Annotated in this window: 21 protein-coding genes; 12 read left to right on the top strand and 9 right to left on the bottom strand. The window is 66.9% G+C overall.

Going from position 1 to position 23100, the window contains the following annotated elements:
* The first annotated feature begins 1 nt into the window (after position 1).
* The 4 genes from I8N54_RS11405 (at position 2) to I8N54_RS11390 (ending at position 2770) form a co-directional block, all read left to right on the top strand.
* Positions 2–442, top strand: a complete 441-nt coding sequence (locus I8N54_RS11405; RefSeq protein WP_197097413.1) for a hypothetical protein — start codon at positions 2–4, stop codon at positions 440–442.
* Entirely contained in the window at positions 439–1368 is a 930-nt protein-coding gene (locus I8N54_RS11400) for a preprotein translocase subunit SecA (RefSeq protein ID WP_140192442.1), read from the top strand. Before I8N54_RS11405 ends, I8N54_RS11400 begins: the two co-directional genes overlap by 4 nt.
* Positions 1369–1373: 5 nt before the next feature.
* Positions 1374–2156 carry an efflux RND transporter periplasmic adaptor subunit gene (locus tag I8N54_RS11395; RefSeq protein WP_140192443.1) on the top strand — a complete coding sequence of 261 codons (783 nt, stop codon included), beginning with the start codon at positions 1374–1376 and terminating at the stop codon, positions 2154–2156.
* Positions 2157–2260: 104 nt separating this feature from the next.
* Complete coding sequence (locus I8N54_RS11390) at positions 2261–2770, top strand: cell wall hydrolase (RefSeq protein ID WP_140192444.1); 510 nt, start codon at positions 2261–2263, stop codon at positions 2768–2770.
* Between the two features lie 60 nt (positions 2771–2830).
* On the opposite strand, the gene fba is transcribed toward I8N54_RS11390, so the two are convergent.
* Together fba and I8N54_RS11380 are read right to left on the bottom strand one after the other, a co-directional pair.
* Positions 2831–3871, bottom strand: coding sequence for a class II fructose-bisphosphate aldolase (gene fba, locus I8N54_RS11385; protein ID WP_140192445.1), 1041 nt, complete (start codon positions 3869–3871; stop codon positions 2831–2833).
* Between the two features lie 11 nt (positions 3872–3882).
* Positions 3883–4860, bottom strand: coding sequence for a class 1 fructose-bisphosphatase (locus tag I8N54_RS11380; protein ID WP_140192446.1), 978 nt, complete (start codon positions 4858–4860; stop codon positions 3883–3885).
* A 188-nt stretch (positions 4861–5048) separates the two neighbouring features.
* Here I8N54_RS11380 and I8N54_RS11375 point away from each other — a divergent pair, with 188 nt between their 5' ends.
* The 3 genes from I8N54_RS11375 to derI are packed head-to-tail and all read left to right on the top strand — an operon-like array spanning position 5049 to position 7069.
* Positions 5049–5822 carry a DeoR/GlpR family DNA-binding transcription regulator gene (locus I8N54_RS11375; RefSeq protein ID WP_140192447.1) on the top strand — a complete coding sequence of 258 codons (774 nt, stop codon included), beginning with the start codon at positions 5049–5051 and terminating at the stop codon, positions 5820–5822.
* Positions 5819–6595: a triose-phosphate isomerase gene (locus I8N54_RS11370; RefSeq protein WP_140192448.1), complete on the top strand. Its 777-nt coding sequence runs from the start codon at positions 5819–5821 to the stop codon at positions 6593–6595. Before I8N54_RS11375 ends, I8N54_RS11370 begins: the two co-directional genes overlap by 4 nt.
* 12 nt (positions 6596–6607) lie before the next feature.
* Positions 6608–7069: a D-erythrulose-4-phosphate isomerase gene (gene derI / locus I8N54_RS11365; RefSeq protein WP_140192449.1), complete on the top strand. Its 462-nt coding sequence runs from the start codon at positions 6608–6610 to the stop codon at positions 7067–7069.
* A gap of 41 nt (positions 7070–7110) precedes the next feature.
* Here derI and I8N54_RS11360 read toward each other — a convergent pair whose 3' ends face one another.
* The 5 genes from I8N54_RS11360 to I8N54_RS11340 form a co-directional block, all read right to left on the bottom strand.
* Complete coding sequence (locus I8N54_RS11360; RefSeq protein ID WP_140192450.1) at positions 7111–7959, bottom strand: DeoR/GlpR family DNA-binding transcription regulator; 849 nt, start codon at positions 7957–7959, stop codon at positions 7111–7113.
* Positions 7960–8062: 103 nt separating this feature from the next.
* Complete coding sequence (locus tag I8N54_RS11355; RefSeq protein ID WP_140192451.1) at positions 8063–9016, bottom strand: D-ribose ABC transporter substrate-binding protein; 954 nt, start codon at positions 9014–9016, stop codon at positions 8063–8065.
* A gap of 60 nt (positions 9017–9076) precedes the next feature.
* A complete protein-coding gene (locus I8N54_RS11350; RefSeq protein WP_140192452.1) occupies positions 9077–10153 on the bottom strand; it encodes an ABC transporter permease in 1077 nt (358 codons plus the stop codon).
* 22 nt (positions 10154–10175) lie between these two features.
* Positions 10176–11726: a sugar ABC transporter ATP-binding protein gene (locus I8N54_RS11345; protein ID WP_140192453.1), complete on the bottom strand. Its 1551-nt coding sequence runs from the start codon at positions 11724–11726 to the stop codon at positions 10176–10178.
* Entirely contained in the window at positions 11723–12376 is a 654-nt protein-coding gene (locus tag I8N54_RS11340) for a DUF2291 family protein (protein ID WP_140192454.1), read from the bottom strand. Before I8N54_RS11340 ends, I8N54_RS11345 begins: the two co-directional genes overlap by 4 nt.
* Positions 12377–12926: 550 nt before the next feature.
* Here I8N54_RS11340 and I8N54_RS11335 point away from each other — a divergent pair.
* The 5 genes from I8N54_RS11335 to dhaL all read left to right on the top strand — a co-directional run bounded on the left by I8N54_RS11335 (position 12927) and on the right by dhaL (position 19776).
* Complete coding sequence (locus I8N54_RS11335; protein WP_140192455.1) at positions 12927–13892, top strand: sugar-binding transcriptional regulator; 966 nt, start codon at positions 12927–12929, stop codon at positions 13890–13892.
* 71 nt (positions 13893–13963) lie between these two features.
* Entirely contained in the window at positions 13964–15586 is a 1623-nt protein-coding gene (locus I8N54_RS11330) for an FGGY-family carbohydrate kinase (RefSeq protein ID WP_140192456.1), read from the top strand.
* A gap of 2 nt (positions 15587–15588) precedes the next feature.
* Positions 15589–17097, top strand: coding sequence for a glycerol-3-phosphate dehydrogenase (locus I8N54_RS11325; protein ID WP_140192457.1), 1509 nt, complete (start codon positions 15589–15591; stop codon positions 17095–17097).
* A complete protein-coding gene (locus I8N54_RS11320) occupies positions 17097–18029 on the top strand; it encodes a TIM barrel protein (RefSeq protein ID WP_140192458.1) in 933 nt (310 codons plus the stop codon). Before I8N54_RS11325 ends, I8N54_RS11320 begins: the two co-directional genes overlap by 1 nt.
* Positions 18030–18045: 16 nt before the next feature.
* The gene (dhaL, locus tag I8N54_RS11315; RefSeq protein WP_140192459.1) at positions 18046–19776 is read left to right on the top strand and encodes a dihydroxyacetone kinase subunit DhaL; all 1731 of its coding nucleotides are present in this window, start codon (positions 18046–18048) and stop codon (positions 19774–19776) included.
* Between the two features lie 36 nt (positions 19777–19812).
* Here the strand turns inward: dhaL and I8N54_RS11310 are convergent, their stop codons facing one another.
* Together I8N54_RS11310 and I8N54_RS11305 are read right to left on the bottom strand one after the other, a co-directional pair.
* A complete protein-coding gene (locus tag I8N54_RS11310) occupies positions 19813–21942 on the bottom strand; it encodes a beta-galactosidase (RefSeq protein ID WP_140192460.1) in 2130 nt (709 codons plus the stop codon).
* Between the two features lie 24 nt (positions 21943–21966).
* Positions 21967–23091 carry an ABC transporter ATP-binding protein gene (locus tag I8N54_RS11305; protein WP_140192461.1) on the bottom strand — a complete coding sequence of 375 codons (1125 nt, stop codon included), beginning with the start codon at positions 23089–23091 and terminating at the stop codon, positions 21967–21969.
* Between the last annotated feature and the right edge of the window lie 9 nt (positions 23092–23100).

The following is a 23100-nucleotide window of genomic DNA, read 5'->3' as shown; positions in this document are numbered from 1 at the left end:
TATGTCGGACAGCTTCCACAGCGATCAGTGGCACCGCGTCGCCAACCTCCGGCCCCGGCTGAGACAGCACGCGCGGCTATTCCGGACACACTACCGCGGACAGCTCTGGTACGTGATGCAGGACCGGACCTCCGGCCGGTTTCACCGTTTCACGCCCGAACGCTACTTCGTGATGTCGATGTTCGACGGGCGACACACCGTGCAGCAAGCCTGGGACACGGCCTGTGAACAGCTCGACTCGGACGCGCTCAGCCAGAACGAGGTGATCTCGCTCATGGCGCAGTTGCATTCCGCCGACGTGCTGATGGGCGACATGCCCCCCGACATCGACGAGACCGACCGGGGCCGCCAGATGCGGCGCAAGAAGCGGATGATGAGCGTCGCCAATCCGCTCGCCCTGCGTGTGCCGGTGTTCGACCCGGAAGGGTTCCTGTTTTCCTGAAGGGCGACCATTACCTGACAAGCGAGGGGGCGATCGTCATCGTCGACGAATATACTGGCCGCCTGATGCCGGAGCGGTCGTGGAGCGGCGGGCTCCACCAACTTATCAAGGTGAAGGAGGGCGTCGAGGTCACACCAAAGAAGCTGACCATCGCGCGTCTGACCTACCAACGCTTCTTCGGTCGCTACATGAAGCTCGCCGGCATGACTGGCACGGCGCGCGAAGTGGCAGGCGAACTTGCCCATACGTACAAGCTCGGCACGTTGCGGGTGCCCACGCGTAAGCGCTCCCGTCTGCGCCGGGGGGCAACGCGGGTCCTGCGCGATCAGGACCGCAAGCTGCGCGTGATCGCCGCGCGGGCCGGGCAGTTGTCGTCGCAAGGCCGCGCTGTCCTGTTCGGTACCCGGACTGTCGCGGCATCGGAGGCGGTGAGCGCCGCGCTTGCACGGGCCGGTGTCGCCCATTCCGTTCTGAACGCCCTGCAGGACGCCGACGAGGCGGCCATCGTCGCTGAGGCTGGCCAGCCCGGGCGGGTCACCGTCGCGACCAACATGGCAGGACGGGGCACCCACATCACCGTGCACGACGACGTGCTGAGGGCAGGGGGGCTACATGTCATCCTGACCGAGCGGCACGATTCCACGAGGATCGACCGGCAGCTTCAGGGACGGACCGCGCGGCAGGGGCAGCCCGGCTCGGCGGAGACGATCCTCTCCGCCGATGAAACGTTGCTCTCGACGGTCCGCAAGACCCCGTCGGCCCGGTTTGCCCGGCTGCCGGGACCCGTCGGTCGCCTCGCCGCGCTGCGGGCCTTCCGCCTCGCGCAGCGGCTCGCGACACGAGCGAACTTGCGCGCCCGCAGGTCCCTGATGCAGCATGACAAGCGACTGGATACCATGCTCGCCTTCAGCGGCCGACCGGAGTGAATGACATGCGCTACCTGCTGATCGCCTCTTTCCTCACCACGCCCGCGGCCGCGCAGGTCAGCTACGACTGCGTCATCGAACCCGCGCAGACAGTCGAAATCGCGAGCCCGGAAAGTGGTCTCGTCGAGGAGGTGCCGGTCCGGCGTGGCGATGTTGTGGCCGCGGGGGATGTGCTTGCCCGGCTCGAGAGCCGCGTGGAGGAAACGACGATCAGCCTGCTCGAAGAACGCGCTGTCAGCGATGCGGAGATCGTCGCCCAGCAGGCCCGCCTGAACCTGACCGAAAGCCAGCGCGCCCGCGCGCAGACGCTGGTTGAACGCAACATCGGCGCGGCCAACGATCTCGAGGAAGCCGAGGCGAGCGTCGAAGTCGCCCTCGGTGACCTGTCGCTCGCCCAGATGCGCAAGCGTATCGCCGAGCTCGAACTGGAGCGGGCGCGGGAAACGCTGGAGCGGCGCACGATCCACAGCCCGATCGACGGCATCGTGGTGGAAACGAACCTCTCCGCCGGTGAATATGCCGACCCCAACAGTCCCGTGCTGCAACTGGCGCAGATCGATCCGCTGCATGTGCAGGTTTTCCTGCCCGTGTCCGTGTTCGGAGAGGTGGAGGTTGGCGCGGAGGCGACGATCGTAACGCCACCACCGCTGGAGGGCAGCCACGTCGGCACGATCAGCGTCATCGACCGGGTCTTCGACGCGGCAAGCGGGACTTTCGGGCTTCAGATTGACCTCGCCAACCCCAACCACGAGATCCCCGCCGGCCTGCGCTGCCTCGTCGAGTTCTAGGCCTCCCCGACGAAGGCCACCCAAGGGGATTGATCGACACGCCCGCCTTTGGCTACGCTGCTCCCATAAAGCCGGGCAAACCGGCAGAAGCAGGCGGTACAGGCATGACTCTCCGATCGACCGGGCGCGTGATCGCGCTCCTTCTTCTTGCAACTGCAACCTTGTCATCCTGCGGCAGATTGCGTCCCAACCGGGACGCGGCCTGCATGGAGCGGGTGATGTATTTCGAATCCAACCGGTCGAGCCGCGACGGCATGGTCGCGGTGGGCAGCGTCGTGATGAACCGCGTGGCCTCATCGGAATATCCGGACACGGTCTGCGGCGTGGTCTCCCAGCCCCGCCAGTTCGCACCCGGCGTGATGCGGCGGCGGATGACCGACAGCGGCCTTCCGCTGGCGAAGGAGGCGGCGGCGGCTGTCCTGCAGGGTGAGCGGCACCCGCACGTGGGACGGGCCGAGTTCTTCCACGCCGCCAGTTACAACGCGCCCTACGACAACATGCACTACGTCGTTACGGCGGGGGGGAACGCCTTCTACGAGAAGCGGCCGAGCGAGCTGGTCACGCAGCCCGATCCGCTGCCCAACATCGAGGGCCTGACGCGGGCGCGCTACTGACAGGCCGGACCTATCGCCGGCGGGCTCCCTCGTCGCCGAGGGGGCGCCGCGGGCTACGGCTCAGGCGGCGTAGCGCTTCGCCATGTCGCGCAGGGAGGTCGCGCGGATGGTGGCGGCGTGGCCCGCCGTGCCGAAGGCTTCGAACTTCTCGGTGGCGAGCTTCGTGACCGCCGTCATGGCGGGGGCCATGAACTTGCGCGGATCGAACTCGTCGGGGTTGTCCCACATCACACTGCGCACCGCCGCCGTGATGGCGAGGCGGATGTCGGTGTCGATGTTCACCTTTCGCACCCCGTGGCGGATGCCGCGCCGGATCTCCTCCATCGGGACGCCCCAGGTCGGGCGGATCGCGCCGCCGTGGTCGTTGATGATCTGGCAGAGGTCGGTCGGCACCGAGGACGAGCCGTGCATCACGAGGTGGGTGTCGGGCAGCCTGCGATGGATCTCCTCGATCACGTGCATGGCGAGGACGGAGCCGTCGGGCTCCTTCGTGAACTTGTAGGCGCCGTGACTGGTCCCCATCGCGATGGCGAGCGCATCGACCCCGGTGTCGGCCACGAAGCGTACGGCCTCGTCCGGGTCGGTGAGCAGCTGGTGCTCTTCCAGTACGCCCGTCGCGCCGTGCCCGTCCTCCTGGTCGCCCTGTCGGGTCTCGAGGCTGCCGAGCACGCCGAGCTCGCCCTCGACTGAGACTCCGGCGGCATGGGCGATCTCCACCACGCGGCGGGTGATCCCGGCGTTGTAGTCGTAATCCGCCGGCGTCGTGCCATCCGCCATCAGCGAGCCGTCCATCATCACCGAGGTGAAGCCATGCTGGATGGCAGTCACGCAGGTGTCGACCCCGTTGCCGTGGTCGAGGTGGATGCAAACCGGAATCTGCGGGTAGAGCTCGGTCAGCCCGTCCAGCAGCTTGGACAGGATCAGGTCGTTTGCATAGGCGCGGGCGCCCCGGCTCATCTGCAGGATCACGGGCGAGTCCGTCGCGTCGGCGGCTGCCATCAGGGCGAGGCCCTGTTCCATGTTTGAGATGTTGAAGGCGGGCACGCCGTAGTCATGTTCGGCGGCGTGGTCGAGCAGTTGGCGAAGCGTGATGCGGGCCATGTCCGGGCTCCTCAGTGGGACTGGTGACGTTCGATCGTCGCGACCTCGCGGGACGCGCCGAAGATGAGCGGGGTCTTCTCGTGGATCTCGGCCGGACTGCGGTCGAGGATGTCGCCGTGCCCGTCGCTGGCGCGGCCACCGGCCTGTTCGATCAGGAAGGCGATCGGGAACGCCTCGTAGAGCAGCCGAAGGTGGCCCTTGTCATAGCCGGGCCGCGCATCGTCGGGGTAGAGGAAGACGCCGCCCTTCAGAAGGATACGGTGCAGGTCGCCGACCGCCGCCGCGATCCAGCGCATGTTGGTGTTCTCGCCCCGGGGCCCGTCCGCGCCGGCGAGCGCCTCGTCGAAGTAGCGGCGGAGGCCGGGCGCGAAGTGCCTGTGGTTCGAGGCGTTCCACGCGATCATCTTCGTCGTCGGCTTGATCAACGCGGGCTCGGCGCGCAGCCGGAACGTTCCGTCGCGCGGGTCGAGCGTCGCGAGCCGGACGCCGTCGCCGAACGACAGTCCGATATCGGTCGAATGTCCGAAGGAGACGTAGCCGGCTGCCACCATCTCGCGCCCCTGGCGCAGCACGTGGGGCGCGGCGGGGAAGATACCGAACAGCAATCCGAGAGGCGCCCCGATGCCGATGCTGCCCGACCCGTCGATCGGGTCGATCACCACGTCCCACGTCCCCGCGTCGCTGAGGCGGATCGGCTCGGCCGCTTCCTCGGAGACGACCTGAGCGATTGGTGCGTGCGAGAGCGCGTCGATCATCAGCTCGTGCGCCGCCTGGTCGAGCGCCTTTACCGTGTCGCCCGTTTCGTTCCTGCCAACCGGCGCCGCGGGGTCGCCGGGCAGGGCGGCCAGCGCCAGCCGTTGTGCGATCGGGATCGCGGCAGCCGCGATGGCGCGGACGATCTCGGCGGGGCCGGCGTCCGCGGTGGCGAGCGTCTCTTCCAGCGGTGGTGCCGGCGGACGATCGTCGCCGGGGAGCACCAGCGGACTCATGCCTTGCCCGCCAGCGGATGACGGCACGCGGTATGAGGGGCGGTGTGTTCGGTCATGGGTGTCCTCCATCCTTCCAGCATCTGTTATGTTGATAAGTTAAAAATCACAACAAGAATCACAACATCACATAAATGGCGTTGTAAATTTCAAAAAGACTGTTATCTGGATGGCTGCAGAGGAGAGAGACCGTGAAGCCCGACGACCGCCGCGACGAACTGCTCGAACACCTGATGGAGGTCGGGTCGGCCTCTCTCGAGGATCTGGCGGCGCGCTTCAATGTCTCCAAGATGACGATCCACCGCGATCTCGACGACCTTGAACGCGACGGCCTGCTGCGCAAGGTGCGCGGCGGCGCGACGATCGAGGCATCGGGCCAGTTCGAAAGCGACTTCCGCTACCGCGCCCGCGTGGGCGTGAGCGAGAAGGCGGCGATCGCCGCCCGTGCGGCGGAGTTCGTCGAGCCGGGCACCAGCGTTCTTGTCGACGACGGCTCGACGACGCAGCACCTCGTGCCGTTCCTGATCGAGAAGCGGCCACTGACCGTCATCACCAACAGCCAGTCGGTGATCGAGGGCCTGACCGGCGCGCTGGGGATCGAGCTGATCGCCCTCGGCGGCAGTTATTCCCGCAAGTTCAACGGCTTCTTCGGGATGTTGACGCTCGCCGCGCTGAAGAACCTGCGGGCGGACGTCGCCCTGTTGTCGAGTTCCGCGGTGCAGGGGCGGACCGCCTACCACCAGGACCAGGACGTGCTGGAGGTGAAGCGGCGCATGATCGCCTCAGCCTCGCGCCGGTACTTGCTGGTCGATCATCAGAAGTTCGGGCGCACCGCGCTGCACATGATGTCCGACCTCGACGTGTTCGATGGTGTCGTGACGTCCGGTGACCTCGACCCCCGGCAGGCGACGCTGCTGCGGGACAACGGAATAAAGACGATAATCGCAGAGGAGGGCTCGGCATGACCGGGGCAACGCAGGCCTGGATCGGCACAAGCTGGAAGATGAACAAGACGCTGGCCGAGGCGATGACCTTTGCCGAGGGGCTGATGGACAGCGCGGGCGACCCCGCGATCCAGCGGTTCGTGATCCCGCCCTTTACCGCAGTGCGCGAAGTGAAAGCAGCCTTAGGGAAGACCGACGTGAAGGTCGGCGCGCAGAACATGCACTGGGCGGATGCCGGCGCGTGGACGGGGGAAGTCTCGCCCTTGATGCTGACCGACTGCAACCTCGACATCGTCGAGCTCGGCCATTCCGAACGCCGCGCCCATTTCGGCGAGACGGACGAGACGGTCGGCCTCAAGACCGAGGCCGCGGTACGTCATGGCCTGATCCCGCTGATCTGCATCGGCGAACATGCCGAGGACAAGGACGCCGGTCGCGCCGACGAGGTGCTGGCCCGTGAAGTGCAGGGCGCGCTCGGCAAGTTGGAGGGCACTGCGAAGGACGCGCCGGTCCTGCTGGCCTACGAGCCCGTCTGGGCCATCGGTGAGCATGGCGTGCCCGCGTCGCCCGACTATGCCGACGACCGGCAGGCCCGGATCATCGAGGTCGCGTCGGACATGCTGGGCCGGAAGGTGCCCTGCCTCTACGGCGGCAGCGTGAACCCCGGCAACTGCGAAGAGCTCATCGCCCGTCCGCACATCGACGGGCTGTTCATCGGGCGCTCGGCCTGGGACGTCGAGGGCTACCTCGACATCCTCGACCGCTGCGCCCGCACCATCAATGCCAACGTCTGAGAAGGAGACGACATGAAACTCGCGATTGCAGGCGACAGCGCCGGCGCCCCGCTGGCGAAACTCCTGGCCGAACACCTGTCCGGCAAGGACGGGCTGACCGTGAGCGAGGTCAGCGACCCGCCCGCCGGGACCAAAGAATATTACGCCAACCTCGCCGACCGGGTGTGCTCCGGCATCCTCGACGGCACCTACGACCGGGCGATCCTGTGCTGCGGCACCGGCATCGGCGTGGCGCTCTCGGCAAACAAGGTCCCGGGCATCCGCGCCGCGCAGACCCACGACACATACTCGGCCGGCAAGGCGTCGACCTCGAACAATGCGCAGGTCATCACGATGGGCGCGCGGGTTATCGGCGGCGAACTGGCCAAGGACATCGCCGAGGCGTGGCTGTCGGCCTCGTTCGATCCGGACGGCAAATCAGCGGACAATGTGAAGGCGATCGACGCGCTTGACGCACATTACCACTCCGCCTGAGGCCATGTCCTTGCCCGGCGCCACGGCGTCGGGCAGGCATTTCAGCCGGCTTGGCCGGTCTTTGCGACGACGACGGTGAGGTCGAGCGCCTGCAGGGCGTCGAGATGCACCTGCGGCGTCAGGTCGTCGGTGACGATGGCGTCGAAATCGGCGAGGGCGACCATACCATGGAGCGCGCGGCGGTCGAACTTCGTGTGATCGGCCAGCAGCACGCGCCGCGAGGCGGCCTCGAACATGGCGCGTTTGGTGTCCGCCATCTCGGGCGACTGGTGGAAGACGATCCCGTCAGTGATCGCGGGCATCGAAACGAACAGCACGTCCGCTCGCAGGCGCGAGATTTCGTGCACCGTCATCCGGCCCATGAAGGCGTTGCACCACGAATGATACTGCCCGCCGAGCCCGAACAGCGTGAGGTCGGGCAGGCCCTTCAACTCGGACATCAGGGACAGCGAATTGGTGATGACCGTGAGCGGCAGCTTCTCCGCAAGGTGCGGCGCCATCTGCAGCACGGTCGTTGAATCGTCGAGGAAGAGCGCCTGTCCCGGCTCGATCAGATCGGCGGCGGCAGCGGCGATGGCGGCTTTCTCTCCCGACTGGCGGTAGGAGCGGTAGAGGTCGCTCGCCTCGACAAGGCTGGTCGGTGCGGCGGAGACGATGCCGCGCGTCTTGCGCAGCAGCCCGCGACCGGCGAGGTCGTCGAGGTCGCGGTGCGCGGTCATCAGGCTGATCTCGAAACGCTCCGCGATATCCTCGATCCGGATCGATCCCTCGGCCATGATCGCCTCTGCGATCGCCTGGCGGCGGGCCAGCTGGCGCGCCTGCCGGGAGTCGGGGGGCACGTCCTCGGCCATCAGCTGGTCGAGCGCCGCCACGTCGGGTGTTTCTTTCATTGTGCTCTGGTCCGACTGAAGTCTGGCCTGAGGCTTCATACAGCAGGTCCCGTTCTGCGAAAGACCGGCGGCCCATTGGCCGCCGGTCCTGTTGTATCCGCGATCAGTTCATGCCGTCGAGCACGAAGGGCGCGGAGTACTGCTCGACATTGTCGGGCGTGATGAGAACGCAATCGAACAGCTGCTTCTCGCTGTCGACCATCGGTTCACCGTTCTGGATGTAGTAGTCGGCCTGGCGCACGGCTTCGGCCGCGAACACGGCGACGGGCTGCAGGACGGAATAGGCCATCTCGCCGGCCTGGATGGCGGCAACCGCGTCGGGGGAGCCGTCGAAGCCGCCCACGATCATGCCGTCCAGCTGACCGGCTTCCTTGAGCGCGGCGATCGCGCCGAGCGCCATCTCGTCGTTGCCGGAGATGACGGCGTCGATTTCCGGGTTCGCCTGGATGATGGACTGCATCTTGTTGTAGCCCTGCGTGCGGTCCCAGTTCGCCACTTCCTCGGCGACCTTCTCGAACGTCGGGTACTGGCTCAGCACCGTCTCGTAGCCGTTGGAGCGGGTGGCGGCGTTGTTGTCGGCGGGGTTGCCGAAGAACTCCACGTAGCGGCCTTCTTCACCGACGAGCTGCGCCCATTGCTGCGCGCCGAGGGCGGCACCCTGGGCGTTGTTAGAAACGAGCTGCGCGATGGCGAGGCCGGACTCGTTGATCTCGGCGTTCACGAGGAACACGGGGATGTCGGCGTCGATGGCCTTGCGCACGGCACCGATGGAGCCGTCGGCGTTCGCCGGGTCGAGGATGATCGCGGCGGCCTGGTTGGTGATCGCGGTGTCGATCAGGTTGCTTTCGGTGTTGGTGTCACCGTTGTGAGCCGAGACGTTGGCGGTGTAGCCAAGCTCTTCGGCGGTGGCGCGGGCCACTTCGCCTTCGGTGAACCAGTAGGGGTTCGCCGGGTCGTTGACGATGATGGTGATCAGGCCGTTGTCCTGGGCGAAAGCGATACCGGGCGTAAGCGCGGTAGCGGCAGCCAGGGCGAGCGCGGTTCTGCGGTTGAACATTCGGGTTTCCTCCCTTGAGTGTGGTACGTGCCGGTAGTCGGCGGCTTGTTCGCAGTCAGGTCAGCTCTTGGCCTTTTGCGAAGAAGACGGGGTGGGGGAGGCCTTGCGGCCGCCCTTGTATTCGATGGAGTTCAGCAGGACGGCGAGGACGATCACCGCGCCGGTGAAGACGGTCTGCCAGTAGGAACTGACGCCGATGATCACGAGGCCGTCGGACAGGAAGCCGATGACGAAGGCGCCGAGCAGCGTGCCGCGCACCGTGCCGCGCCCGCCCATCAGCGAGGCCCCGCCAACGACCACGGCGGCGATGGCCGTCAGCTCGTAGGTCTGGCCGGCGGTGGGCCCGGCGGAGGTCAGCTGCGACGACAGCACGAGGCCGGCGATGGCCGAGCAGACGCCCGAGATCACGTAGACCAGCACCTGCGTCCGCTTGACCGGCACGCCCGACAGTTCTGCGGCGCGGGCGTTGCCCCCGGTGGAGTAGATCCAGCGGCCGAGCGCGGAGCGGTTCAGCATCAGCGAGATGACGATCGCGACCAGCACCATGACGAGAATGCCGATCGGCACGCCCCACAGCCGGTTGAAGCCGAGCCAGGAGAAGCCGGTGTTGCCGAGGTTCTCTTCCCCCGCGAGGTCGTTGATCGTCAGGCCATTGGTCAGCAGCAGCGCGACGCCGCGCGCCACGTAGAGCAGGCCAAGCGTGGCGACAAAGGCCGGCACCTTGAAGTAGGCGACGAGCACGCCGTTGATCGAGCCGACGAAGGCGCCGATGCAGCAGGTCAGGATCACCGTGACCCAGACCGGCGGGTAGAGAATGACGCCAAACATCTCGAACTCGAGGCCCTGCATCATGAAGCCGGCGCAGACGCCCGACAGCGCGAGGGTTGAGCCGACCGACAGGTCGATGCCACCAGTCAGGATCACCACCATCATGCCGAGGCCGAGCAGGCCGAAGATCGCCACGTGGCTCGACATGATGAGGAAGTTGTTCACCGAGAAATAGACCGGCGACAGGATGGCAAAGACGATGATGATCGCGATCAGCGCGAAGAAGGCGCGTCCCTCAAGGAGGAGCTTGATCGGATCAAGGTTGCCGGGCAGGAGGCCGGAACTGCGGGTGGCGCTGGTATCGCTCATTCGGGGTACTCCGATGGTCTCGTCACGCGTCGGCGGATTCGCCAGAGGCGGCCATGATTTCTTCCTTGGACACGTCCGAGCCGAACTCGGCCGAGATCTTGCCGCGCCGCATGACGATCACGCGGTGGGCGATGCTCAGGCATTCGTTGACTTCGGACGTGGAGAACAGGACCGCGAGGCCCTTGTCCCGTGCGGTTTCGGCCAGCAGGCGGAAGACCTCCGCCTTGGCGCCGATGTCGATCCCCCGCGAAGGTTCATCGAGCATCACGACCGTCGGGCCGGTGGCCATCATCTTGCCGATGACGACCTTCTGCTGGTTGCCGCCCGACAGCGAGCCGATCGCCGCACCACCGCCGGAGGTCTTCACGGTGACCTCGCGGATGCCGCGCTCGACGATCTCGCGCTCGGCCTTGCGGGAGGTGAAGATGCCGCGCACGAAGTCGCGGATGGAAGCGAGCGACATGTTCTGGCCGACGGACATGGTCTGCACCAGCCCGTCGCGCTGGCGATCCTCGGGGACCAGCACGAGGCCGGATTCGATGCGCTGCGCAATCGACAGGCCCGAGACGTCCTCGCCCAGCAGACGGATCTCGCCGCCTGTGTTGTGCAGCCGTCCGGCCGCGCATTCGAGCATCTCGGTGCGCCCCGCACCCATCAGCCCGTAGATGCAGACGACTTCGCCCGCGCGCACGTCGAGGGAGACGCCGTCGACCACGTTGCGGCCGGGGCGGGACTGGTCGGGCACCACGAGGTCGCGGATGGACAGCGCGGCGTCGCCCATCTCGTGCCCTGTCGGCGGGCTGCCGAGGTCGAAGTTGTCGCCGACCATGTTGCGCACGATCCACTCCAGGTCGATCTCGGCGCGGGGCGCCTTCGCGGTCATGTTGCCGTCGCGCAGGACGACCGCGTGATCGGTGATCTGCAGCGCCTCTTCGAGGTGGTGCGAGATGTAGACGATGGAGACGCCGCGCGCCTTGAGGTCGTGGATGACCTTGAACAGCACCTCGACCTCGGAGGCCGACAGCGCCGACGTCGGCTCGTCCATGATGAGGATGCGGCTGTCGACGGACAGGGCGCGGGCGATCTCGACCAGCTGCTGCTGCCCGAGGCGCAGCTCCTCGACCGGTGTGAGCGGGTCGATCTCTTCCTCGAGTTCGGCCATCAGCGCCCTGGTCTGGCGCGCCTCCTCGGCGAAATCGACGCCGGCGGGGCCCATGATCTCGCGACCCATGAAGATGTTGTCGCGCACATTCATGTTGGGCGCGAGGCTCAGCTCCTGGTGGATGATCGAGATGCCCCGGTCGCGCGCGTCGGTGGAGGTGTCGAAACGGACCGCCTCGCCGTCGAGCACGATCTCGCCCGAGGTGGGCTGGATGACGCCCGACAGGATCTTCATCAGCGTGGACTTGCCCGCGCCGTTCTCGCCGAACAGCGTCGTGACCTCGCCGCGGTGGACATCGAAGTTGACGCCTTTCAGCGCGTGCACGTTGCCGTACGACTTGGAGACGTTGCGCGCCGAAATGACGGCGGTGCCGGCCGGCGTCCCAGAGGTGATCGGGTCCTGCCGGGTCATTCGACGCTCATGCTCACCGGCGTGACGAGCCAGTTGTTCGGATTGATGAGCTTGAACGCCCCGGTGACCGTGATGCTCTTGCCGGTCAGGTCGCTGGTGTCGATCGGCTCGAGCACCTGGACCTTCATCTCGTTGTTGATGGCCGATCCGGCGTCCTGGTACTCGATCTGGTTGGTGAACTGGCCGAACTCGATCTCGCCGGTGGCGTCGCGAAGCTCGGTGCCATTGATGGCGGGGCCGGTCTGGACACGGATGCCCATGCCTTCGGGCATGCCCTCGACCTCGACATTGTAGATACCGGCGGTCGCTTCGCCCGCGACACCGGTGAAGGTGACGGGGATGACCGGGCCGAAGCCTTCGCCGACGCCGTATTCCTGACCTGCGGCTGTCTGATCTTCCTGCACGGCGGCGGCGAGCTCGGTCGCCTCGACCGCATTCTCCTGGACGAAGTCGCGAACGATCGGGAATTGCTCGGCGCCGAAGACTTCAGGCTGGAAGCCGGCAGCCTGAACATCCTCGTCCGATCCGATGACGACGACGCGCGTGTCGACGGCCATGGCAACGACCAGGGCAAGAAGGGCGGCGCCGGTGATGATGGATTTCCGCGACAGGCCGGACCGGCGGGCGGGGGCTTTGGCGGCGGTGCTCATGCCTGACCCTTTCGTGAGACTTCGTATCTGGAGAGGCGGCATGCGGCGCTGCAGGCCGAGGGGGCCTGGCGGTGCGTGCAGATGATCGCCGGCAAAAGCGCGGTTCGCATGGTCCGTGTCCTCCCGTTGGGCGCTCTCCCTGCGCCCGCGCTTCGAGGTCATGTTCGCTGAGGGGCAAACATCACGTTCGAAGTGTTATCACCGTGATAAGTTTCCGGTCGGCTGTCAATCAATCAGTGAAAGATTTTGCGGATCGTGAAATGATTTCTGCGTTGCTATGGCGAAGCGCTGGCGCCGGCTTGGGGGCTGGGCGGCATCTAGCCTGCGGAAAATAGGGTTATTTTGGCTTTGAGGGGGTTATGTTGTCGGCCCAAATGCGGCTTCAGGATGCTGCGGGGCGGCATTTCAAAACCGTGCCAAGCCCGCGCCAGTCTGAGATCGTGTTTGATAGAATCACGAAAACTGGTGTGATTTTCTTGACCTCACCCCGCCGATCGAACTATTTTTATAACACTGAAAAATTCTTCAGGCCGAATCCGGGGAGGGGAGTATGGCCAAGGCGCCGGCGGATGATGACGCAGAACTCGGTCTCGCGATTCGCGCGGCGTGGCTGCACTTCACTGGGGGAATGACGCAGGCGCAAGTCGCCTCGCGGCTCGGACTTTCCAATGCAAAGGCGCACCGGCTGATCGCCGCAGCCACTCAGCGCGGGGCGGTCCGCGTGGTGGTCGAGGGGCCGATCGTCGAGTGCATCGAGCTCGAAACCCGACTGGCCGAAACCTTCGGCCTGGCAGAGGCGCACGTCGCTCCCGATCTCGCCGAGGACGGTCTGCCGCTGAAGGCGCTTGCCGGGATCGGCGCGCAGTTCATCGAACGCGCGCTGCACGCCGGGGACGAGGCGCTGATCGGGTTCGGTCACGGGCGGTCGTTGTCGGCTGCCGTCTCTGCCTTGCCCGTGCGCGAGGTGAAGGGGCTGCGGGTGGTCGCGCTGATGGGCGGGCTTACCCGCAATTACGTCGCCACCGCGCATGACGTCATGCACTCGCTTGCCGAGAAGACCGGTGCCGAGGCCTACGTGATGCCCGTGCCCTTCTTTGCCAACACCGCGCAGGACCGCGAAGTGCTTCTGGCGCAGCGCGGCGTGCGCGACGTGTTCGAACTTGGCCGGCAGGCGGGACTGATGATCGTCGGGATCGGCACGACCCAGCCCGACGCGCAGCTCGTCGCCGCACGGATGATCGAGCCGTCCGAGATCGAGGAAGTCCGTGCCGCCGGAGCCGAGGGCGAGATGCTGGGCCATTTCTTCGGCGCAGACGGACAGGTGATCGAAACCGCGCTCAGCGCCCGGACCCTGACACCCACCGTCGAGTCGCTGACCGGGCGCCGGATCGTCGCCGTCGCCGGCGGCCCGGGCAAGATCAGGGCGATCCGCTCGGTTCTCAAGGGCGGCCTGCTGAGCGGCCTCATAACGGATGAAGGAACGGCGCGCGCGCTGCTGGACGACAACGTCGCCTGACGCGCCGCCGAAGGGAGGAGAGATGACGATTCACGACGATCCTTGCGCGATGCGGGGCGGGACGCTGCGTCATGGCTGAGCGGGACATCCTGATCGGCATCGACGCCGGCACCTCCGTTATCAAGGCAGTCGCATTCGACCTGAGCGGCCGTCAGATCGACGATGCCTCCGTTCTGAACCACTACCGCACCGCGCCCGACGGCTCGGCATGGCAATCGCTGGACCGGACATGGGAAGATTGCGCTGCTGCACTCCGCCGGCTGGTCGAGAAGATCCCCGGCCTGCCGTCACGTGTCGCCGCGCTGGCGGTGACGGGGCAGGGGGATGGCACCTGGCTCGTCGGCAAGGACGATCGTCCCGTCGCGGATGCGTGGCTCTGGCTGGACGCGCGCGCCGCGCCGACCGTGCGCCGGATCGCCGGCGGCCCCGCCGACCGTGCCCGGTTCGAGGCGACGGGCACGGGGCTCAATACCTGCCAGATGGGATCGCAGATGGCGCATATGGATGCGCATTTCCCCGAGCTTCTGGACGGCGCCGAGGTGGCGCTGCACTGCAAGGACTGGCTCTACCTGAACCTCACGGGCGTGCGGGCGACCGATCCGTCCGAGGCGAGCTTCACGTTCGGCAACTTCCGCACCCGCGCCTACGACGACACTGTCATCGAGGCGCTCGGTCTGTCGCACCGTCGCGCGCTGCTGCCCGAGATCGTCGATGGCTGGCAGCAAACCCACCCGCTGGGCGCTGCCGCCGCCGCCGCGACCGGCCTGCCCGAGGGCACACCGGTAACGCTCGGTTACGTCGACATGGTGATGACCGCGCTCGGCGCCGGGGTCCACACGGGCGACGCAGGCGCTGCCTGCTCGACAGTCGGTTCGACCGGGGTCCACATGAAATCCGTGCGGGATACGGGCGTTCACCTGAACGACGCGCGCACCGGGTACGTCATCTGCCTGCCGGTGCCGGGCATGGTCACGCAGGTGCAGACCAACATGGCCGCCACGCTCAACGTCGACTGGGCGCTGCGCCTTGCCGCCGACCTGATGAGCCAGACCGGTCACGAGCACGAATATTCCGACCTCGTCGGCCGCATCGACGGCTGGATGGCGCAGTCGCGTCCCGGCGCGATGCTCTACCATCCCTACATCTCCGAAGCGGGCGAACGCGGGCCTTTCGTGAATGCCGACGCCCGCGCGGGCTTCATCGGCCTGTCGAGCCACCACCGCTTCGCTGACATGATGCGCGGCGTGATCGAGGGCCTCGGCCTTGCCGCCCGCGATTGCTACGCCGCGATGGGAGCGGAGCCGTCCGAGCTGCGCCTAACCGGCGGCGCCGCGAAATCCGCCGCGCTGCGACAGGTTCTGGCGGCCGCCAACAAAGCGCCTGTGCGTGTCTCGTCCCGTGGTGAAGCCGGGGCGGCGGGCTGCGCGATGATGGCCGCCGTGGCGATCGGCGTCTATCCGGACATGGACAGCTGCATTGCCGAGTGGGTGACGCCGCTGCTTGGCGCGCCGGAAGCGCCCGATCCGGCGCTGATCGACATCTACGATGGCATCTTCCCCGCCTACACCGAGGCCCGCGAGGCGCTGGTCCCAGTCTGGGACAAGCTCGCCCGCCAGCGCGCCGAAAGCGCCGAGGCCGAGGACGTGAACACTTCAATGACAATCGACGCGGCCGAACGGGCCGGAGGAGCCTGACCATGAGCCAGCACACGGACATCGACCTCTTCGTCATCGGTGGCGGGATCAACGGCGCCGGCATCGCGCGGGACGCGGCGGGGCGTGGCCTGTCGGTCGTGCTCTGCGAAAAGGACGACCTCGCCGAAGGGACCTCGTCCCGGTCGGGAAAGCTGGTCCACGGCGGGCTGCGATACCTCGAGTACTACGAGTTCCGTCTCGTCCGCGAGGCGCTGATCGAGCGCGAGGTGCTGATGAACGCAGCGCCGCACATCATCTGGCCATTGCGCTTCGTGCTGCCGCATTCGCCCGACGACCGGCCCGCGTGGCTGGTCCGTCTGGGGCTGTTTCTCTACGACAACCTCGGCGGGCGGAAGAAGCTGCCGGGCACGCGCACGCTGAACCTGCGCCGCGATCCCGAGGGCGCGCCGATCCTCGACCAGTACAAGCGCGGCTTCGAATATTCCGACTGCTGGGTCGACGATGCGCGGCTCGTCGTGCTCAACGCCGTCGATGCCGCCGAGAAGGGCGCCACGGTGCTGACCCGCTCGCCCTGCACGTCCGCCCGGCGCGAGGACGGGGCGTGGATCTGCACCACGAAGGACAGCCTGACCGGGGAAGAGCGTACCTTCCGCGCCAAGGTCGTCGTGAACGCGGCGGGGCCGTGGGTGTCCGACGTGATCCAGCGCGTCGCGGGGGCCAATTCCAGCCGTAACGTCCGGCTCGTGAAGGGCAGTCACATCATCGTCCCGAAGTTCTGGGAGGGGCCGAACAGCTACCTTGTCCAGAACCACGACAAGCGGGTGATCTTCATCAACCCCTACGAGGGCAACAAGGCGCTGATCGGTACGACCGACGTCGCCTACGAGGGCGATGCCGCCAACCCCGAGATCGCCGATGACGAGATCGAGTACCTGCTGGCCGCCGTGAACCGCTACTTCAAGGAGAAGCTGCGCCGCGAGGACATCCTCGAGACCTTCTCGGGCGTGCGCGCGCTGTTCGACGACGGACAGGGCAACCCTTCTGCAGTGACGCGGGATTATGTCTTCGACCTCGAGGAGCGGGGCGATGCGCCGCTTCTGAACGTCTTCGGCGGCAAGATCACCACCTTCCGCGAGCTGGCGGAGCACGGCATCCGGAAGCTCGGCAAGTTCTTTCCGGACATGGGCAAGGACTGGACCCACGGCGCCGCGCTGCCGGGGGGCGACATCGAGAAGGCGGATTACGAGCTGTTCCGCGAGACGATGAAGGCGCAATATCCCTGGATGCCGCGCGACCTTCGCGAGCACTACGGGCGGCTCTACGGGGCACGGATCACCATGATCGCGGGCAAGGCGACCTCGCTCGCCGATCTCGGACAGCATTTCGGCGGGCACCTCTACGAGGCAGAGGCGCGCTACCTTGTCGCGCACGAGTGGGCGCGCACCGCCGAGGACATCCTCTGGCGGCGCACCAAGCACCGGCTGCACCTGACGGACGCGGAACAGGCGGCCTTCGCGAACTGGTTCGACGGCATGAAGGACGCCGCCTGATGCCCCTGACGCTGTCGCTCAACACCAACCCGCTGGTGAATCGCTTCGCCGAGCCGTCCGACCTGATCGAGACGACGGCCCGCGAGTTGCGCCTGCGCGATCTGCAACTGACGCACGAGTTCATCAACCCCTCGTGGCCCGCTCCGGTGATCCGGCGGCTGACCCGCGAGATGGACCGCGCCTGCCAGCGCACCGGGGTGCGCTGCACCTCGGGCATGACCGGGCCCTACGGGCGGCTGAACCACTTCGGCCACCCGGATCCGGACGTCCGGCGCTACTACGTCGACTGGTTCAAGACCTTCGCCGACATCATCGGCGACCTCGGCGGCAAGTCGGTCGGCACGCAGTTCGCGATTTTCACCTTCAAGGATTACGACAACCCGGCCCGCCGCGAGGACCTGATCCAGATCGCTATCGACCACTGGTCCGAGGTGGCCGTGCACGCGAAGGCCGCCGGGCTCGACTACGTTTTCTGGGAGCCGATGAGCATCGGGCGCGAGTTCGGTGAGACGATCGCCGAATGCATGGCGCTTCAGGACAGGTTGACGGCCGCCGACATGGCGGTGCCGATGTGGATGATGGCCGACATCGACCACGGCGATGTGACCTCCGACAATCCTGACGACTTCGACCCCTACGCCTGGGCGCGGGCGGTGCCGAAGGTCTCTCCGATCATCCACATCAAGCAGAGCCTGATGGACAAGGGCGGTCACCGCCCCTTCACCGCAGAGTTCAACGCCAGGGGCCGTATCCAGCCCGACCCGCTGCTTGCCGCCTTCGCCGAGGGCGGGGCGGAAGACAACGAGATCTGCCTAGAGCTGTCCTTCAAGGAGCGCGAGCCGAACGACCGCGAGGTGATCCCCCAGATCGCCGAGAGCGTTGCCTTCTGGGCGCCGCACATAGACACCGGTGCCGACGACCTCAAAGTCTGACCCGGAGGAGGGCCCAATGGCCGAGAAGACCAAGAAGCTCATCAACGATCCCGACGACGTCATCTCCGAGCTGGTCGACGGCATGGCGGGGGCGCATCCCGACCTGCTGCGCGTCGACGGCCCCACGGGCCGGGCGCTCGCCGCGGTCGACGGGCCGCGCGATGGCAAGGTCGGGATCGTGGTCGGCGGCGGCTCGGGGCACGAGCCGTTGTTCTCCGGCTACGTCGGGCGCGGACTTGCGGACGCCTCGGCCATCGGCAACGTGTTCGCCTCGCCGAGCCCAACCCAAATCTGCGATGCCGCGCGTGCCGCCGATGGCGGGGCGGGGGTGTTGTTCCTCTACGGGAACTACACCGGCGACGTGATGAACTTCGACATGGCGGCCGAACTGCTGGTCGGGGACGGGATCGAGGCGCGCTCGGTGCAGGTGCGCGACGACGTCGCCTCCGCGCCCAGGGACCGCCGGAGCGAGCGGCGCGGCATCGCGGGTGACATCTTCGTCTTCAAGGCCGCGGGCGCGGCAGCCGACCTCGGCCACGACCTCGACCGGGTGGAGGCGTTGGCGAAGAAGGCGGACGCCGCGACCGCGTCGATGGGTGTGGCGCTCGGCCCCTGTTCGCTGCCTCAAACGCGGGAGCCGAACTTCGAAATCGGCCCGACCGAGATGGAGATCGGGATGGGCATCCACGGCGAGCCGGGGATCGAGCGGATCGAGCTCGAAACGGCGGACGCCGTCGCGGACCGGTTGCTCGACCCGATCCTCGCCGACCTCGGGATCGAGAGCGGCGCGCGCGTGGCGATCATGGTCAACGGGCTTGGCTCCACCGCGATGCTTGAGCTTTACATCCTGCACCGCCGCGTCCGGCAGCGGCTGGCGGAGAAGGGGATCGAGATCCACCGAAGCTGGGTCGGGAACTACGCCACCTCGCTTGAGATGGCCGGGGCCTCCGTGACGCTGATGACGCTGGACGACGAGCTGACAGAGCTGCTCGACCATCCCTGCCACACGCTCGCGCTTCAGGTGGGCAAGCCGGACGACGCGCCGTCCGGGACGCATACCCGGCACCAGCACCGCGCCGCGCAGGCGGACGAGGCACAGTCGATCGAGGGGCTCGACGCCTCGGGTCCACTGACGCCCGATCTGTTCCGGGCCGCAATGCTGAAGGTCGCCGACCGGATCTCGGCCGAGAAGGACCAGCTTTCGCGTCTCGACGGGGCAATCGGGGACGGCGACCACGGGGTGACGATGGACGTCGGCTGGCGCGCGGTGCGCGAGGCGCTGGAGAGCAGCGAGGACAAGACGATCTCCGCGATGTGCCGCCGGATCGCGGCGAGCTTCCTCGACGCGGTGGGCGCGTCCGCCGGCCCGCTCTATGCGTCCGGTTTCCTCGCGGCGGGGAAGGCGGTCGACGACCGGCTGAACCTTGATGCCGGGGCCTCCGCGCTCTGGGTCAGGGGAATGCGCGACGGCATCGTCACGCGCGGCGGGGCGGAGCCCGGCGACAAGACGATGGTGGACGCCTGGGCACCGGCTGCCGACGCTGCGAGCGGCGAGAGCGTGGCGGAAGTCTTCGCCAGGGCCGCCGCCGCAGCGGACGAGGGCGCGAAAGCGACAGAACCGATGGTCGCCCGCTTCGGCCGCGCGGCGAAGCTGGGCGACCGCAGCATCGGCCACCCCGATCCCGGTGCGGTGTCGACCGCGATGATCCTCGAAGAACTGGCGAAAGACTTCAGCAACCTCGGCTGAGGGGAGGCGGCCCGCGTAAAGCGGGCCGCTCCAACATCAGAGTTCCAGCACCAGCACGCCGTAGCCCTGCAGCGCATTGCCCTTGCGGTCGTCGATCAGCGCGGAGCCTTCAAGGCCCGCGGGCACGTCCAGCGGCTCCGACGTCGTGTTCAGCACGAACAGCAAGCGACGGTCATCGGACTGCCGCATGGAAACCTCCATCCCCTCCGGCAGATCTTCTAGCATCGGCGTGACGCCGGCGGGCGCGATGAACTGGTCCTCGAAGGCCGGCATCATGTCCTCGGTGAGGTAGGTGCCGACATAGATGACCTGACCCTCGCCGACCGCACGGCGCGAGATCACGGGCTGCCCCTCGAGCCAGCGGTTCGACCATTCGCCCGCCGGCTCGGCTCCGTCCGAGAGCGACAGGTGTTCGTACATGTGGGCAGCCGTGAACTCCTGGTTGCCGAGGCGGAAGCGATACTTGCGGCGGCTCGATTCCGTCTGCTTCACCACGCGCTTGCCATTGGTGTCGTACATGCCGCCGAGCGCAAACAGGCCGTCGGCATCCGGAGGGGTGAGACGCCCGAACTCCTCTACCGTGACGCCGGCCAGCGCGGTGAGCGGCTTGCCCGGGGCGGGGTCATGGATGACGTGATTGTTGATGTCGCGCGACCCGGTGCGGGCCGACAGGATCAGCGTGCCGCCGGCCCTGACCCAGGCCTCGAGCTTGGCCGTCCATTCCTCGCGCCAGATCAGCCAGTGCGGCACGTAGAGCACCTTGAGCGGCGACAGGTCGTCCTCGGGATGGATGAAGCCCGCCGCGATGCCACGCCGGTAGCAGTGGGAATGCAGGATCAGCGCATCGTCATGCGGGCTCGGCAGGCCCATGGCGTAGGTCTTGTGCGCTTCCTCGTTGTCGAAGTCCGCGCCGGCGATGCCGACATCCATCCGGACATGAGTGCCGAGCAGCTTGTCCTTCATCGCGGTCACTTCACCGGCGAACTGCTTCGCCTCGTCGTAGCGGCGGCGCGGGATGTCGTCGTGGTCGATCACGCCCATCCAGTAGATTTCCGCCCCGAAATGCGCCGGGCGCCAGCGGAAGAACATCACCCCGTCCGCGCCGCGCGAGACGGAGGAATAGGCCATCCGCCGCATCTCGCCCGGTTCCGGCGTCAGGGTGGAGAACGGCGGCTGGGAGCCGAACCCGGACTGCTGTTCGGGGACGATGAAGTTGCCCGAATGGCTGCGCGCGACGTCGAGATGCTGGGAATGGACCAGCCCCGGCCCGCCGAGCCGCTGCATCTCGTCATGAAGAAGCGGGTAGAAGTCGTAGGCGTTGAAGTCGAGCTCGCGGCTGAAGGGGCCGCGGAAGTCGATGTCGGTCATCCGTCCGAGATTGTGGAAGATGAACCACTCGGGGTTCACTTCGCGGAGGATCTCGATCTGGTCGGACTGGAATCGTGCCGTCGCGAAGGCGAGGAAGCGGTGGTAATCGAGCACGTGTCCGGGACTGCAAGACACCGGCGCGTTGTCGAGCGGCAGCACGACCTGATCGAAGTTGTCGTAGGCCGTCGCCCAGAAGTCCCCGCCCCACGCGAAGTTCAGCTTCGCGATGTCGTTGTCGTAGCGGTCTTCGAGGAACTTCTGAAACTCGCGCCGCGTGACCTCGGAGTAGGAAAGCGAGGTGGAAGTGTTCAGCTCGTTGTCTGTCTGCCAGCCGACGACATGGGGGTTGTCGCGGTAATGTTCGGACATGACTCGGGTGATCCGCTGCGAGTGGGTGCGGTAGACCGGGCTCGACGTGTCGGCGTGCTGGCGGGAGCCGTGGCTTGCCGGGCGGCCGCGCACGTCGGTGCGCAGCACCTCGGGGTAATGCTGTGTCAGCCAGCGGGGCGGGGTGGCGGTCGGTGTGCAGAGGATCGTCTTGATCCCGTGCTTGCCGAGCACTTCGATCGCGCGGTCGAACAGCGAGAAATCGTAGGTGTTCTCACGCGGCTCCATGATGTGCCAGGCGAACTCGGCCATGCGGACGATGTTGAAGCCCGCCGCCTTCATCCGCTCGGCGTCGCGTTCGAGGAAACTGTCGTCGACATGTTCGGGGTAATGGGGCGCCCCGACGAGGAACGTGTCCGTGTCGATGGGCCGCCAGACCGAGATCGGCCTGTCGTTGCGGTTGAACTTCATGGGGTACTCCCTTGTCGTGTCGGGTTATTTCGAGGCGGTGAGGGTAGCGTCGTCCTCTCCGCCAAAGAGGTAGACATCGGCCGGGTCGATGCTGATCTCGATCGTGTCGTCGGCGGTCAGGTGTCTGACTTCGGGCAAGTGTACGGTGACGTTGTCCGTGCCGGTCTCCGACGAGGTGCAGGCCAGGGGCGTGGCGTCGGCGTAGACGATCGTCTCCTTGCCGAGGTATTCGACCAGCCGGACCTTCGCCGAGACGCGGGGGCCGTCGCCGCGTGCGATGCGCATGTGTTCGGGCCGGATTCCGACGCTGATCGTGTCACCCGTGTGCACCGGGGCGTTGTCGACGGAGGGCACGTCGATGCGGCCGAGGCCGGGAAGCTCCACCGTCAGCACGCCCGCGCCGGATCCGGCGACGGTGCCTTCGAAGAAGTTCATCCGGGGCGCGCCGAGGAAGCTCGCCACGAACTGGTTGCGGGGATTGACGTAGAGCTCTTCCGGCGTGCCAACCTGCTCGATCCGGCCGCCGTTCAACACGACGATGCGGTCGGACATCGTCATCGCCTCGGTCTGGTCGTGAGTGACGTAGATCATCGTCGCGCCGAGCTGGGCATGCAGGGTCGACAGCTCCACCCGCATCTGCGTGCGCAGGGCGGCGTCGAGGTTGGACAGCGGCTCGTCGAACAGGAAGACGGCGGGGGAGCGGGTGATCGCGCGACCAATGGCGACGCGCTGGCGCTGGCCGCCCGACAATTGTGCGGGCCGCTTGTCGAGCTGGTCCTCGAGCCGCAGGATCCGGGCGGCGCGATCGACGCCGTCCTTGATCTCGGCCTTGGGCCGCTTGGCCATCCGCAGACCGAAGCCCATGTTCTCGGCCACCGTCATGTGCGGGTAGAGCGCATAGCTCTGGAAGACCATCGCGATGTCGCGGTCGCCCGGCTCCATCTTCGTGACGTCCCCGCCCTTGATGCGCATCGCGCCTTCCTCGATCGGCTCCAGCCCGGCGATGCACTTCAGCAACGTGGACTTGCCACATCCCGAAGGGCCGACCATGACGATGAATTCGCCTTCCTCGACGCTGAGGTTGATGTCCTTGAGGACCTGGAAGCCACCGTAGGACTTGTTGATGTTCTCGAGTTCGAGACTGCTCATGGCGTAAGC

The organism is Pelagovum pacificum (genome assembly GCF_016134045.1).
Lineage (GTDB): Bacteria > Pseudomonadota > Alphaproteobacteria > Rhodobacterales > Rhodobacteraceae > Oceanicola > Oceanicola pacificus_A.
This window is presented reverse-complemented; position numbering and strand designations above follow the sequence as displayed.